At 71.2% G+C, this 12902-nt stretch carries 14 protein-coding genes; 3 read left to right on the top strand and 11 right to left on the bottom strand.

What is annotated here, in order from left to right:
- The first annotated feature begins 133 nt into the window (after nucleotides 1-133).
- Both BLR05_RS14635 and BLR05_RS14630 read left to right on the top strand, forming a co-directional pair.
- Complete coding sequence (locus tag BLR05_RS14635) at nucleotides 134-901, top strand: phosphonate utilization associated transcriptional regulator (RefSeq protein WP_092835431.1); 768 nt, start codon at nucleotides 134-136, stop codon at nucleotides 899-901.
- Entirely contained in the window at nucleotides 898-1767 is an 870-nt protein-coding gene (locus BLR05_RS14630) for an EamA family transporter (protein ID WP_092835429.1), read from the top strand. The genes BLR05_RS14635 and BLR05_RS14630 overlap by 4 nt, the downstream gene beginning before the upstream one ends.
- Before the next feature lie 20 nt (nucleotides 1768-1787).
- Here the strand turns inward: BLR05_RS14630 and BLR05_RS14625 are convergent, their stop codons facing one another.
- The 9 genes from BLR05_RS14625 to BLR05_RS14585 form a co-directional block, all read right to left on the bottom strand.
- The gene (locus BLR05_RS14625) at nucleotides 1788-2462 is read right to left on the bottom strand and encodes a histidine phosphatase family protein (protein WP_092835427.1); all 675 of its coding nucleotides are present in this window, start codon (nucleotides 2460-2462) and stop codon (nucleotides 1788-1790) included.
- A 110-nt stretch (nucleotides 2463-2572) separates the two neighbouring features.
- On the bottom strand, nucleotides 2573-3592 hold the full coding sequence (locus BLR05_RS14620; RefSeq protein WP_092835425.1) for a threonine dehydratase: 1020 nt from the start codon (nucleotides 3590-3592) through the stop codon (nucleotides 2573-2575).
- Complete coding sequence (locus BLR05_RS14615) at nucleotides 3589-4245, bottom strand: LysE family translocator (RefSeq protein WP_092835423.1); 657 nt, start codon at nucleotides 4243-4245, stop codon at nucleotides 3589-3591. The genes BLR05_RS14620 and BLR05_RS14615 overlap by 4 nt, the downstream gene beginning before the upstream one ends.
- Nucleotides 4242-4478, bottom strand: coding sequence for a hypothetical protein (locus BLR05_RS14610; RefSeq protein ID WP_230681055.1), 237 nt, complete (start codon nucleotides 4476-4478; stop codon nucleotides 4242-4244). The genes BLR05_RS14615 and BLR05_RS14610 overlap by 4 nt, the downstream gene beginning before the upstream one ends.
- Complete coding sequence (locus BLR05_RS14605; RefSeq protein WP_092835421.1) at nucleotides 4475-5359, bottom strand: PhzF family phenazine biosynthesis protein; 885 nt, start codon at nucleotides 5357-5359, stop codon at nucleotides 4475-4477. The genes BLR05_RS14610 and BLR05_RS14605 overlap by 4 nt, the downstream gene beginning before the upstream one ends.
- A gap of 143 nt (nucleotides 5360-5502) precedes the next feature.
- Nucleotides 5503-6123: a glutathione S-transferase gene (locus tag BLR05_RS14600; protein WP_092835419.1), complete on the bottom strand. Its 621-nt coding sequence runs from the start codon at nucleotides 6121-6123 to the stop codon at nucleotides 5503-5505.
- Between the two features lie 4 nt (nucleotides 6124-6127).
- The gene (locus tag BLR05_RS14595; RefSeq protein WP_092835495.1) at nucleotides 6128-7324 is read right to left on the bottom strand and encodes an aminotransferase-like domain-containing protein; all 1197 of its coding nucleotides are present in this window, start codon (nucleotides 7322-7324) and stop codon (nucleotides 6128-6130) included.
- Between the two features lie 126 nt (nucleotides 7325-7450).
- Nucleotides 7451-8449 (bottom strand): DMT family transporter, encoded by a 999-nt coding sequence (locus BLR05_RS14590; RefSeq protein WP_092835417.1) that lies wholly within the window; start codon nucleotides 8447-8449, stop codon nucleotides 7451-7453.
- Nucleotides 8446-9045 (bottom strand): LysE family translocator, encoded by a 600-nt coding sequence (locus BLR05_RS14585; RefSeq protein ID WP_092835415.1) that lies wholly within the window; start codon nucleotides 9043-9045, stop codon nucleotides 8446-8448. The genes BLR05_RS14590 and BLR05_RS14585 overlap by 4 nt, the downstream gene beginning before the upstream one ends.
- 145 nt (nucleotides 9046-9190) lie before the next feature.
- On the opposite strand from BLR05_RS14585, the gene BLR05_RS14580 reads away from it, so the two are divergent.
- Nucleotides 9191-10660 (top strand): aminotransferase-like domain-containing protein, encoded by a 1470-nt coding sequence (locus BLR05_RS14580; protein ID WP_092835413.1) that lies wholly within the window; start codon nucleotides 9191-9193, stop codon nucleotides 10658-10660.
- Here the strand turns inward: BLR05_RS14580 and BLR05_RS26580 are convergent.
- Both BLR05_RS26580 and BLR05_RS14570 read right to left on the bottom strand, forming a co-directional pair.
- A complete protein-coding gene (locus BLR05_RS26580) occupies nucleotides 10599-11339 on the bottom strand; it encodes a YopT-type cysteine protease domain-containing protein (RefSeq protein WP_279616013.1) in 741 nt (246 codons plus the stop codon). The two genes, BLR05_RS14580 and BLR05_RS26580, sit on opposite strands and share 62 nt — an antisense overlap.
- A 306-nt stretch (nucleotides 11340-11645) precedes the next feature.
- Entirely contained in the window at nucleotides 11646-12875 is a 1230-nt protein-coding gene (locus tag BLR05_RS14570) for an HDOD domain-containing protein (RefSeq protein ID WP_092835409.1), read from the bottom strand.
- Nucleotides 12876-12902: the final 27 nt, after the last annotated feature.

Here is a 12902-nt window from a genome sequence, read left to right as displayed (position 1 = left end):
GAGAACTCCTTGGGGAAAGTCCGCACTGTGCATACCCGACGTGACAGTCGCATGTCACGGAAACAGGTTGGATGGAAGATTGTTTTTTGCAGATTGCAGACAATCTGCGGTGTTTCGGCATAGCATCGTTGCCATGACCGACCGAAGAATCTCGCCGCTGCCGGGCATCGCGCAGTTGCAAAGCCACTCGCTGGCGGACCTGGTGCAGACCGAGATCGAGCGCCTCATCCTCGATGGCGTGCTGGCACCGGGCGCCAAGCTCACCGAGGCCACGCTGGCCGACCGGCTCGGCGTCTCGCGCGGGCCGGTGCGCGAGGCCTTCCGCATGCTGGAGGAGGCCGGGCTGGTGCGCACCGAGAAGAACCGTGGCGTGTTCGTGCGCGACGTATCTGTCGATGAGGCGCTGGAGATCTTCGAGGTGCGCGCCGTGATGGACTTCTGCGTCGGCCGCAAGCTGGCCGAAACCGCCACCCCGGCGCAGGTGCGGGAGCTGCGGCAGATGGCCGATGCGATGGACCGCGCCGCGCGCGCCGGCGCGGCGGCTGACTTCCACCGCACCAACCTCGCCTTCCACGACCGGCTGCTGGAGCTGGCGGGCAATGCCAAGCTGGTGGCTACCTATCGCAAGCTGGTCAAGGAGCTGTCGCTCTACCGCCGCCGCAACCTGAATGACGAATCCATGGCCGTGTATGCGCGCGAACACAGGCAGATCGTCCGGGCGATCGCCTCGGGCGATCCGGAGGCGGCGGGCCAGGCCATGTTCCAGCACGTGATGAACAGCCGGGCCCGCACGCTGGAGGCCAGCCGTCGGGCGCCTGGGGGCGCGGCCGCAGGCGCTCCCGCCCGGGCCGGGGCGCGCAGGCCGGTGCGCGGTACCGCCGCCGCAGCAGCGGCCCCATGAGCCTGGAGGGCGGTGTCGTCCTGGCCGTGCTGTGCGGCGCGCTGCTGCACGCGGGCTGGAACGCGCTCATCAAGTCGGCGGCGGACAAGGCCCTGGACACGGCCCTCATCCACAGCCTGGGTTGCGTGGCGGCGCTGCCGCTGCTGGCCATCGCGGGCCTGCCGGCAGCGGCGGCCTGGCCGTACATCGCGGCCTCCACGGTGGTGCATATCGGTTACTACGCGGCCCTGGCCGGCGCCTACCGGCATGGTGACCTGGGGTTGACCTATCCGGTCATGCGCGGCTGCGCGCCTCTGCTGGTGGCCCTCTGCAGCCAGCCGTTCATCGGCGAGGCGCTCTCGGGCCGGGCCTGGTGGGGCGTGGCGGGCATCTGCTCGGGCGTGCTGCTGCTCGGCCTGTCCCCCGCCAGCCTGCAGGGCGGCGGCCACCGCGGCAAGGCGTTGCGCTTCGCCCTGGCGAATGCCGCCATCATCGCGCTCTACACCGTCATCGACGGGCTGGGCGTGCGCGCCTCCGGGAACGCGGTGGGCTATGTGGCGGCCCTGTTCCTGTTCGATGGGCTGCCGTACCTCCTGCTGGTGCTCCACCAGCGAAAGGGCGAGGGCGAGCGCCGGGCCGCCCTGCGCTACATGGCGGGCCGCTGGCGCATCGCGGCGCTGGGCACGGCCGCGTCGCTGGGCAGCTACGGTATCGCGCTCTGGGCCATGACGCGCGCGCCGGTGGCGGCGGTGGCCGCGCTGCGTGAAACCGCGGTGTTCTTCGCCGCCGTCATGGGCACCCTGTGGCTGCGCGAGCCCTTCGGCCTGCAGCGTGCCATGGGCACGGCGGTGATCCTGGCGGGCGTGGCGGCGCTGCGGTTCGGCTGACGGAAGACCCGGGACAGGTCTCAGGCGTGGGTGGCCCAGCCCGCGTGCTCGGGCGTGTCGAGGTGCGGCAGGGCGTTGAAGGTCTGCAGCATCAGCCGCTTGGGAGCGATGCTGAATTCGGTCACTGCAGTGTTGCGGATGCGCATGTTGAGGGCGATGGTCACTTCCGGCGGGGTGGAGAGCACCGCGCCCACGGCGGTGGAGATCGGGCCGCCGCTGGAGACCAGCAGCACGTTCTGGCCCGCATGGTGGCGCCGCACATGGTCCAGCACCGCGCGCACCCCGTCCGAGAATCCGGTCCAGCTCGGCATGTTTGCCGGGCTGATGGTGCCGCCCATCCATTGCGCCAGCGCATCGCACAGCAGGCGGAAGTGCTGGCGGTAGAGCTCGGGCGTGTCTGCTGGCGGCAGCGGCTGCGGGTGGATGGCGCCGATCAGGGCGGCACTGTCGTATTCATTGAGCGTGGGCAGCGTCTGCAGCGGCTCGGGCGCCGCCTGCAATCCTTCGGCGATGCCCGCCAGCGTCTGCGCGTGCCGTCGCAGCGTGCCGGTATAGGCGGCATCGAAGCGCATGCCGCGCTCGCGCCAGTAGGTGCCCAGCCGCACCGCCTGCTCGTGGCCGCGGGGGCTGAGCTGGTCGTAGTCCTGGGCGCCGAACGAGGCCTGCGCATGGCGTACGAGGTAGAGGGTTCCCATGCACGGCAATGTGGCAGAGCGGCCGGCCGCGCCGTGTCGCGGCAGCGACGGGGTGTCGCGGACGCGCCGCACTCCGTGTCTCCGGCCCTCGCCGCCGGCGGGCGCCCTCGTCAGTGGCCGGCGGCGGCCAGCACGCCTGCGAACGCCTGCGCGTCCACGTTGCCGCCCGTGAGCGGCAGCCCGACCACCTGGCCCGCGATCCGGTCCTGCTCCTGCAGCGCGGCGGCCAGGGCGGCGGCGCCCGCGCCCTCGGCCACGTTGTGCGTGTCGGCGAACAGCGCGCGCATGGCGGCGGCCACCTCGTCGTCGGTCACGCGCACCACGTGGTCCAGCCCGGGCGCGAGGATGGCCAGCGCCTCCGGGTCCGCCACGCGACAGGCCATGCCGTCGGCCAGCTGCGTGGAGACGGGCGCTTCCACCACGTGGCCGGCCGCGATCGATTCCGCATAGGTGGTGGCGTGGGCGCTCACCACGCCCACGATGCGCACGCCGTGCCCCAGCGCCCGCTTGGCGGCGAGTGCCGAGCAGGCGCCGGAGCCCTGGCCGATCGGCACGTAGGCCACGTCCATGTGCGGCACGGCGCGCAGGAATTCCCACCAGTAGGTCGCCACGCCGCGCAGCAGGTCGGCATGGAAGCTCGGCACCATGTGCGCGCCGCGCTCGTCCGCCAGCTGCATGGCGTGCTCGCGCGCTTCCTGGAAGTCCTGCCCGTGCTCGATGAGCGACACGCCCAAGGCGCGCATGGCGGCGTTCTTCTCCACCGAGTTGCCGTGCGGCACGACGATGGTGCAGGCCACGCCGTGGCGGCGCGCGGCCCAGCCCAGGCTCTGGCCGTGGTTGCCGCGGGTGGCGCTGATCACCTCGCGGGGCATCTCCCCGCGCCGGGCGAGCTGGTCGAAATACGTGAGGCCGCCGCGGATCTTGAACGCACCCACGGGGGTGTGGTTCTCGTGCTTGACCCAGCATTCGGCGCCCAGGCGCTCGCCGAGCAGTGCCCAGCGGTACTGCGGGGTGGGGGCGAAGTCGGCATAGACCACGTCCGCCGCGGCCTCGATGTCCGACAGGCTGGGCAGCGCGGCGTGGGGCCTGGCGGGTGCATCGAGCGCGGATTCGGGTAGCGCGGCGTTCATGGCGTGGCCTTTCTTTCGGTGAAGAGGATCTTGAGGGCGAGCACGCCGAGCACGGTGCCCATCAGGTAGCGCTGCGCGCGCACCCAGGCGGCGCTGCGGTGCAGGAAGCGGGCCACGCGCGCGGCGAACAGCACCAGCAGGGCATTGACCAGCGCGCTGATGCCGATCTGCAGCGCGCCCAGGGTGAAGGTCTGCGCGAGCCACTGGCCGCGTTCCGGGTGCAGGAACTGCGGGAAGAAGGAGACGTAGAACATGGCCACCTTGGGGTTCAGTGCGCTCGTGAGAAAGCCCATGAGGACCAGCTTGCGCGGCCCGTCGTGCGGCAGGTCGCGCGCCTCGAACGGTGCGCTGCCCCCGGGCTTCACGGCCTGCCACGCCATCCACAGCAGGTAGGCGGCGCCCGCGATGCGCAGCACGTCGAAGGCGAGCGGCACGGCCACCAGCAGCGCCGACAGCCCCAGCGCGGTGGCCAGCAGGTGCACGCCGAAGCCTGCGACCACGCCCGCGAGCGAGAGCAGCCCGGCGCGCGGCCCCTGCGTCAGGCTGCGCGAGACGCAATAGACCATGTTCGGGCCGGGCGTGAGCACGAGCACCAGCGCCGCGAAGGCGAAGAGCAGGAGTTCCTGCGGGGTGAATGCGAAGGCGGACGTCATGGGCGGCTCTCCTGGGAGTGGGACGTGCAGGTGACGGTATCGAGCGGCGTGGCGAAGGTGGCCGCGAGGCGCGGGGTGGAGGATCGGTCAGCCGGTCCGCGCAGCAGCCCGTGGACGCCCGCCGTGGCGCAGGCGCTTTGCAGCGCCGCGGCATCGGGGTGGGCCATCGCCAGCGATTCCAGGGTGATGCGCCACTCCACGGCGGAAGCCGGGTCCGTGGGGGCCGGGCTCACAGCAGCACCTGTCCGTCCACGCAGGTGATGGAGCCGCCCCCCACCCAGATGTTCTCGCCATCCTGTTCGACATGCACGCGGCCTGCGCGGCCCAGGGCGGTGCCCTGGCTGGCGATGTAGCGGGGCGGGGCCAGGTGGGCGCCGATCAGCCATTGCGCCAGGGCGGCGTTCAGGCTGCCGGTCACCGGGTCCTCGGCCAGGCCGTTGTTGCCGGGGAAGAAGGCGCGCACCTCGAAATCCGGCGCGTCCACCTCCCCGCCGGGGTGGCTGCCGATCACGCCCACCTTGCCGCGGGGGCCGACCACGCCGACGTCGAGCGCGCTCAGCACGGCCCCGTCGGGCCGCAGCGCGAGCACGGCCTCGGCCGAGGAGAGCATCACGCCGCGCCAGTTCGGGCCGTTGTCGCACCAGGCATGGCCCACGATGTCGGTGCGCGCCAGCCCCAGGCCGCGCGCGATGAGTTCCACGTCTGCCTCCGGCAGCGGGCCGCTCTTCTTGAGCGGCGGGGCCGCGAAGGCCAGCCGGCTGCCGTCCTGCCGCAGCGTGACCAGGCCCACGCCGCATTCCTGCACCACGCGTCCCGGGGCGCGAGGCCGGCCGCCGGCCTCCAGCCAGGCGTGGCAGTTGCCGAGCGTGGGATGGCCCGCGAACGGCAGCTCGCGGCCGGGGCAGAAGATGCGCACGCGGTAATCCGCCCCGGCCGCACGTCCCTCGTCCGTCGGGGGCAGCAGGAACGTGGCTTCGGACAGGTTGGTCCAGTTCGTGAAATGCTGCATCTCCTCGGTGGACAGGCCCTCGCCGTCGAGCACCACGGCCAGGGGGTTGCCGAGGTACGGGCGGCCGGTGAACACATCGACTTGCTTGAAGGGACGCTGGCGCATGGTGAACTCCTGTGGAAAAACGACGGACAAGGAAAAAACGGCAGGGCCGCCGGGCGGCATCCTGACCCGTGCGGGCGCAGCCCTCCCCCGGCGGCCATCCTGACCACCGTCGCATCGGGTGAAAGCAGCCGCCGCGGGCGGTATCAGGCGAGCGGCTGGTCCAGCACGCCCAGGCTGCCGCTGCGCGCGCGCAGCGCGTTGAACCAGCGTTCCAGGTGTGGACGGGCGGGCCGCTCCTGCGGCAGACCCCACCAGCGGTGGATTTCGCAGCCCACGGGGATGTCGGCCATCGTGAAACGGTCACCCGCCAGGTAGGCATGCCGCGCCAGGTGCGCGTCGAGCAGTTCCATCAGCGGCTCGGTGGCGGCCACGGAGCGGGCGATCGCCACCGGGTCGCGCTGCGCCGCGGGCGTGCGGATCCACTGCAGGAATGCGTCGCGGCCGGCCGGGTTGAAGGTGGTCTGCTGCCAGTCCATCCACTGTTCGGCCAGGAAGCGCGTGGGCAGGTCCTCGGGGTAGAGATCGCCCGGCGCATAGCGCGCGCAGAGGTAGCGCACGATGGTGTTCGACTCCCAGAGCGAGACGCCCTCGTCCTCGATGAGCGGCACCAGTCCGTTGGGGTTGAGCGACAGGAACTGCGGCTCGCGCACGAGCCCGAACTGGCCGCCCGCGTCGGTGCGCTGCAGTTCCAGCCCCAGCTCCTGCGCGGCCCAGAGGACCTTGCGCACGTTGATGGACGACACGCGTCCCCAGAGTCTCAGCATCGCGTCAGGCCTCTGCAGTCTGCGGCAGGCGCGCGCGGATGGCGGCGGCCAGCGCGGTGATGCCTTCCTGGATCTGCTGCGCGCTCGCGGTGACGAAGGACAGGCGCAGCGTGCGCGCGTCGGCATTGTCCGCATAGAAGGCCGCGCCGGGCACGAAGGCCACGTTGCGCTCCACGGCTTCGGGCAGCAGGTCCAGCGCGCTCATGCCTTCCGGCAGGCGCGCCCAGAGGAACATGCCGCCGTCGGGGCGGTTCCAGGTCACGCCGAGGCCCTGCATCTCGCGCTCCATGGCCGAGAGCATCGCGTCGCGCTGCTGCTTGTAGAGCGCGCGGATGGTGGGCACGTGGCGGTCCAGGAAACCGCCCTTCATCACCTCGGCCACCATGCGCTGGTTGAAGCCGGGCGTGTGCAGGTCGGCTGCCTGCTTGGCCTGCAGCAGCTTGGGGTAGAGGGCGCGCGGCGCCACCAGGAAGCCCAGGCGCAGGCCGGGGGCCAGCACCTTGGAGAACGAGCCCAGGTAGATGCAGCCTTCCGGGTTGCGGGCGGTAAGCGGCAGCGGCGGCGGCTGGTCGAACCAGAGGTCGCCGTAGGGGTTGTCCTCCACCAGCGGCAGGCCCAGCTCGGCGGCCTTGGCCGACAGCGCCAGGCGGCGTGCTTCGGTCATCGTGCGGCCCGTGGGGTTCTGGAAGTTGGGCAGCAGGTACATGAAGCGCGCGCGGTCCGCACCCGCGCCCACCTTGGCGGCCAGGTCGTCCACCAGCGGGCCTTCGTCGTCGCTCGCCACGCTGTGCACCTCGGGCTCCATGGGCGCGAAGGCCTGCAGGGCGCCGAGATAGGTCGGGGTTTCCACCAGTACGCGGCTGCCCGCGTCGATGAGCACCTTGGCCACCAGGTCGAGGCCCTGCTGCGAGCCGGTGGTGATCAGGATCTGGTCGGGCGACACGTTCCAGGGCAGGAAGTCGGCCACGGCCTCGCGCAGGGGCAGGTAGCCTTCGCTCGCGGCGTACTGCAGCGATGAGGCGCCGTCGTTGCCGAGCACCGCCGCGCAGGCCTGCGCGAAGTCATCGACCGGGAAGGTCTTGGGGGAGGGCAGTCCGCCCGCGAGGCTGATGATGCCGGGCTTCTCGGTCACTTTCAGGATCTCGCGGATCACCGAGGGGTTCATCTTCGCGGCGCGTTGGGCCAGGGTCCAGGTCGTCATGGAAAGCATCTCCTGCGGCAAGCCCGTGGAGGAAAGGGCCGTGCCTCGTTCGTGTCGTCGTTGTCGAAAAAAAGCCGTCGTGCGGCCAGTCGGCGGGGCAGGGGTGGGCCCCGCCAGGAAAAGAGCTTAACTGCGCGGCGGCCTCCCCGGTGCGGCACGTGCCGCCGGCAGGCCGCCGCGCTGCTGCCCCGAGGGGGCGCGCCGGCCGATGAGGACCGTGGCCATCACGGCGAGCCCGAAGCCCAGGCTGGCCGCGTCCAGCCGCTCGCCGAGCAGCGGCACGGCGAACAACATGCCCAGGAACGGCTGCACCAGTTGCACCTGGCTCACCCGCACGGTGCCTCCCAGGGCCAGGCCGCGGTACCAGGCGAAAAAGCCCAGCCACATGGAGAACACCGATACGTACGCCAGGGCTGCCCAGGCCGCGGGGGCCACGGAGGCCGCGGCATCCGGCGGGGGCGCGACGATCCAGGCCGCCGGCAGCGCCACGGGCAGCCCCATCACCAGCGCCCAGCAGATCACCGCGCCGGCCGGCATGCGTTGCGACAGGCGGCCGCCGAAACCGTAGCCCACGGCCGCGCAGAGCACGGCGGCGAGCAGCAGCAGATCGGCCGGATGCAGCGTCAGCCCGCCGCCCTCCGGGCGCCGCAGGGCGAAGGCCACCACCAGCGCGGTGCCCGCCAGCGCGCAGAGCCAGAAGCGCGCGGAGGGCCGCTGGCGGTGCAGCAATGCCCCTACCAGCGCGGTGGCCAGCGGCAGCAGGCCGATGACCACGCTCGCATGCACGGCCGCCACATGGCGCATGGCCAGCGAGGTCAGCAGCGGGAAGCCGAACACCACGCCGAGCGACGTGGCGGCGAGCGGCAGCCAGTCTTCGCGGGCTGGCAGCGGCGCGCGCTGCGCCAGCAGCAGGGCCGCCGACAGCAGCCCCGCGATGGCGGCGCGGGCGATGGCCACGAACGCACCCGGCAACTGCGGCGCCTCGGCCGTGCCCACGGCCAGCCGCGTCATGGGCAGCGTGAACGCGAAGATCGCCACGCCCAGCAGGCCCCAGAGCAGGCCGCGCGTTTCGGCGGAGTGCGGCGCCGGGGGGCGCTGCGCAGCGGCTGCGGGCACGGCGCTCATGCCGTCACCATCCAGGCGGCAGTGGCCGCGAGTACCGCCGCCATGCCGCGGTTGAACCAGAGCAGGCGTGCGCCGCGGGCCAGCCACTGGCGCAGCAGCGCACCGGTGGCGGCGTAGAGGAAATTGCTCGCGAAGGCGAACACGATCATGACGGGCACCACCACCGCCAGGCGCGGCAGGCTGTCGGGCCGGCCGGCCACCCAACCCGCCACGATGGTGAGCGCCAGCAGCCAGGCCTTGATGTTCACGAGCTGCAGTGCGGCGCCGGACCAGAAGCCCACGTCCATGCGGGCCGCATCGGCATCGGCGAGCCGGCCGCTGCGCGAGAGCTTCCTGGCCAGCCACAGCAGGTAGGCGATGCCCACCGCCTTGATGCCGGTGCGCAGCGCCGGCGCGGCCGCCACCAGGCTGCCGATGCCCCCGGCGCACACCAGCAGCAGTGCCGACCAGCCCAGCGGCACCGCGCACACGAAGCGCATGGCCGGCCGCAGGCCGCGGTTGGCCGCGATGGCGGTGGACAGCGTGGTGTTCGGGCCGGGCGAGAAGCTCATGGCAGCCGCCAGGACCAGGAGAGCGGTGAATTCGACCAGGGGCATGGGAGCGGCGGAGTTGCGGGCGGGGCACGTTGCGGTTACGGGAACCACTGTAGGCATGATTCCGCTACAGTACCGATACAGACAGCTGCACAAGCTCATGAACTGTACCGGTGCGTTGAGCAACACAGTTTCCAGAAAGCCTTCCATGTTGACCCGCACGCCCGAACGCACCCTGACCGAGCAGCTCGCCGAGCGCTTCGCGGAACGCATCCGCAGCCGGCTGCTGCCCGTCGGCGCGCGGCTGCCGTCGGTGCGCGAATGCGCGCGGCAGCAGAGCGTGAGCACCCATACCGTGGTCGCCGCCTATGACCAGTTGCTGGCGCAGGGCCTCGTGGAGGCGCGGCGCCAGCGCGGGTTTTTCGTGCGCGATGCGGGGCAGCGGGCCACGCCCACGGTGTCGGGCGCCCCTGCCGGCGTACCCCCGGGGTCACCGGGCGGACCGGCCGCGGGAGCCTCGATCCTCGGCGCCGCCGCACTGCCGATGTCGGGCTCGCACATCAACGCCACCACCCTGATCCGCGGCATGTTCCACCAGGCCTCGTCCAAGCCCCAGCCGGGCGCCGGCGTGTTTCCGCCGGGCTGGCTGGAAGACGCGCGCTTCATGTTCGCCGCCGTGCGCCGCGTCACCGCGGGGCGTGCGCTGCAGGACGGCTCCCTGGCCTATGGCGAGCCCCGGGGCGACGCGGGACTGCGCGCGGCGCTCGCGTGGCGGCTGGCCGACCTCAGCGTGCCGGCGGAACCCGCGCAGATCATCACCACCATCGGCGCCACGCACGCCCTGGACATCGTGAGCCGCACCCTGCTGAAGGCCGGCGACCCGGTCATGGTGGAGGAGCCCGGCTGGTCGGTGGAGTTCGCGCGTCTCGATGCGCTGGGCATGCGCGTGCTGCCCGTGCCGCGCGGCCCCGAAGGGCCGGACCTGGACGTGATGGCGCGTTACTGCGAGGCCCATGCGCCCAAGCTGTTCGTGAGCGTGAGCGTGCTGCACAACCCCACCGGCTACAGCCTGTCGCCGGGGCATGCGCACCGCATCCTGCAGCTGTCCCACCGGCACGGCTTCCACATCGTCGAGGACGACACCTACGGTCACATCGCGCCCGACCATGCCACGCGCCTGTCCGCCCTGGACGGGCTGCGGCGCACCATCTACGTGAACGGTTTCGCCAAGATCCTCGCGCCCAACTGGCGGGTGGGCTACCTCGCCGCGCCCGATGGCCTGGTCGAGCGGCTGCTGGACACCAAGCTGCTGTCCACGCTTACCACGCCATCCATCCTCGAGAAGGCCCTGGCGCAGTGCATCGAGCAGGGCCAGTTGCGCCGCCACGCCGAGCGCATGCGCCTGCGCCTGGCCCAGGCGCGGGCACGCAGCGTGCAGATCGCGCTGGAGGCCGGGCAGCGCTTCGCGGCGGAGCCCGCGGGCATGTTCGGCTGGGTGGAGACGGGGGTGGACACCGACATGCTCGCCCAGCGCATGCTCGACGAGGGCTACCTCATCGCGCCCGGCGCGCTGTTCCACGCCACCCGCCGGCCCTGCACGCTCATGCGCATCAATTTCACGACCACGCAGGATCCGGGGTTCTGGAAGGTGTTCCAGCGCGCGGCCCGGGGGCTTTGACCAGGTTGCAGGCCTGCGTCCGCATCGGCATGACCAGGATCTCGGGAATGGGGAAGTCCAGCGAATTCCGGGCGACGATCTCACGCATGACCATCGGTACTTCGGAAGGCCTGAGCCGGAATTCACCCAGGTTCGCGTCGAAAAGAATGCACCGGCCGTCTGCCGCATGCGCGGCGATCGCATGATTGTTGGAACCCAGGTTTCCCAGCCACAGCAGATGCGAACTGCCGCGTTGGCTGAGGATGCCGGCGATTTCCGCCATGGCCGCTTCTTCGTTCTCGAGGATATCGATCGCCATGGTATTGCCGGCAGGCTCGACTCCCTGTGCCCGTGCCGTCTGCAGCAGCGGCTCTTTCCGGCGATGCGGGTCCTGGTCGCTGTGCTCCACCCTCTCCACGTATTGCTCGTGCAGCGAGATGATTTCCTGCGTCGAGCGGTCCAGCCGGGCCATCCTGGACGCGGCGTTGCCCTGTCCGCTGCTGACATCGTTCATCCACAACAGGCTGTAGATCACGCAGGCGCCCAGGTGATCCGGATCGACGCGTGACAGGGCGCTGGCCTGGTCGAATGCCGCAGAGCGCTTCGCTGCCCAGCCGGACGCTCCTGGCGCATAGGCGGGTTCATCGGCCCGAGGTTGCGATGCGCAGATTCCATGGATGACAGGTGACCGCCCGGGCATGGCAACGCAGGGGATTCGGCCATCGGCAGCACGCCTTGGCAACGCGTCCCATCTTGCATCGTGCGCCGGGAATTGTCGGGAGCGTTTTCTGTCCAAGGGTGCAGTGCCGCCGCGTGCCGTGGGGGGCATGGATGGGAGCGTCGCCGCCAATCCGCGAGAAGTCCGTGAACTTTCCATGTTTTGAAAGAAGAGAAATGCAATTGCACCCATCTTTCACGAAGCGCGCGGGCCATCAATCCCCCATGCGAACTCCTGCGTCGCCAAACGTAGCCCTGCTGCCGCAGAGCGGAGAAGGGAGGAGGTGTTTCACCGTCCAGCCGGCCGTTCCACCACCAGGTCCGAGATCACCCGCAGCAAACCCCGGTTGATTTCCTCCAGGTCCATCTCGTGCGTCTCGCACAGTTCGCGGATCGGGGCGGCATCCTCGGATTCGAGCGCGCACGCCATCTCCAGGCTGGGTGCATAGGGCCCCTGGTGCAGCACGGCCGCGTCGTAGATCCGCTCGGACAGCGGAAGGCGCCGCAGGACGGCGCCCAGCGGCTCGGACAGCAGCTCTCCCAGCTGCGACAGCAGCCCGCAGAGATAGACCTCGCGCCGCAGGTCGTTCTCCACCCCGGCGTCGAGCAGTCGCTCGGTCAGGTGCGCGCGGATCACCATGGACTCGCGGATGGGCTGCAGGTTGGGATCGGTGCTCGCATGCGGGAGCTGGTCGCCCAGCCAGCGCTGCAGCGATCCGTAGCCCATCATCACCAGTCCGCGTCGCAGCGAATCCACGCCCGTGCGCAGCCCCAGCGCAGCGGAGTTGGTATAGACCATGAACCGGTAGGCGAGCAGGGGGTCTTCGCCGAGGATCTGCTCGAAGGCCTCCAGCGACTGCTCCGCGTCGATGGCGCGCATCAGCTTGTGCACGGTCTCGTGGGCGGGCTGCAGTTGCTGGTGGCGCAGGCTGTAGAGCACATCCTCCGACGGCCAGCCGGCGATGGCGAGCGCGCCGTGCCGGTCCAGGCAGTGCTCCATGAGCGGGCGGCTCGCGATGTTCTCGTAAATCTGGCCCGCGATCACCGGGCTGGGCTGGGCGGGGGCGCCGCGGATCGGGCCACCGGCCGCGCGCAGCGCCGCCATGGCGTCGCTGGCGGACAGCGACAGCAGGCTGTTGTCGAAACAGGCCGCGATCTCCCCCGGCGGCAAGCGGTCCAGCGACCCGCGCCAGACCAGCTTCAGGCCGCGCTGGTGCGCCGTGCGCACGTGCTCGAGGACGCCGGCATCGGCCAGCCATGCATCGGGCACGCTGATCCAGGGCGATCCGCGCGGCGCCTGGGCGAGCAGGTCGATGAGCAACTGGGGGCTCTGCGGCGACAGCAGCAGGGGAGGGGAGCTCGCGCTCCAGAGCTCCTGCAGCGTGCGCAGCAGATGCGGTGCATCGACCATGGCTTCGCCGGCGTTGTGCACGTGCAGTTGCACGGCCGTGAGCCGGCGCGCGGCGTTCCAGAGGGGACGGTAGCCCAGGATCAGGCTGCCGAGGACGGATTGGACCATGTTGGGCTTTGCGGGGGCGGGCCGGCG

This window comes from Paracidovorax cattleyae (genome assembly GCF_900104515.1).
Lineage (GTDB): Bacteria > Pseudomonadota > Gammaproteobacteria > Burkholderiales > Burkholderiaceae_C > Paracidovorax > Paracidovorax cattleyae.
Note: the sequence above shows the minus strand (reverse complement) of the source record. Positions and strands in the feature narration are given on the sequence as shown.

Coding starts and splice junctions, on each gene's coding strand:
- BLR05_RS14635 (WP_092835431.1), top strand. CDS start 134: ATGACCGACCGAAGAATCTCGCCGCTGCCGGGCATCGCGCAGTTGCAA.
- BLR05_RS14630 (WP_092835429.1), top strand. CDS start 898: ATGAGCCTGGAGGGCGGTGTCGTCCTGGCCGTGCTGTGCGGCGCGCTG.
- BLR05_RS14625 (WP_092835427.1), bottom strand. CDS start 2,462: ATGGGAACCCTCTACCTCGTACGCCATGCGCAGGCCTCGTTCGGCGCC.
- BLR05_RS14620 (WP_092835425.1), bottom strand. CDS start 3,592: ATGAACGCCGCGCTACCCGAATCCGCGCTCGATGCACCCGCCAGGCCC.
- BLR05_RS14615 (WP_092835423.1), bottom strand. CDS start 4,245: ATGACGTCCGCCTTCGCATTCACCCCGCAGGAACTCCTGCTCTTCGCC.
- BLR05_RS14605 (WP_092835421.1), bottom strand. CDS start 5,359: ATGCGCCAGCGTCCCTTCAAGCAAGTCGATGTGTTCACCGGCCGCCCG.
- BLR05_RS14600 (WP_092835419.1), bottom strand. CDS start 6,123: ATGCTGAGACTCTGGGGACGCGTGTCGTCCATCAACGTGCGCAAGGTC.
- BLR05_RS14595 (WP_092835495.1), bottom strand. CDS start 7,324: ATGACGACCTGGACCCTGGCCCAACGCGCCGCGAAGATGAACCCCTCG.
- BLR05_RS14590 (WP_092835417.1), bottom strand. CDS start 8,449: ATGAGCGCCGTGCCCGCAGCCGCTGCGCAGCGCCCCCCGGCGCCGCAC.
- BLR05_RS14585 (WP_092835415.1), bottom strand. CDS start 9,045: ATGCCCCTGGTCGAATTCACCGCTCTCCTGGTCCTGGCGGCTGCCATG.
- BLR05_RS14580 (WP_092835413.1), top strand. CDS start 9,191: ATGTTGACCCGCACGCCCGAACGCACCCTGACCGAGCAGCTCGCCGAG.
- BLR05_RS26580 (WP_279616013.1), bottom strand. CDS start 11,339: ATGCCCGGGCGGTCACCTGTCATCCATGGAATCTGCGCATCGCAACCT.
- BLR05_RS14570 (WP_092835409.1), bottom strand. CDS start 12,875: ATGGTCCAATCCGTCCTCGGCAGCCTGATCCTGGGCTACCGTCCCCTC.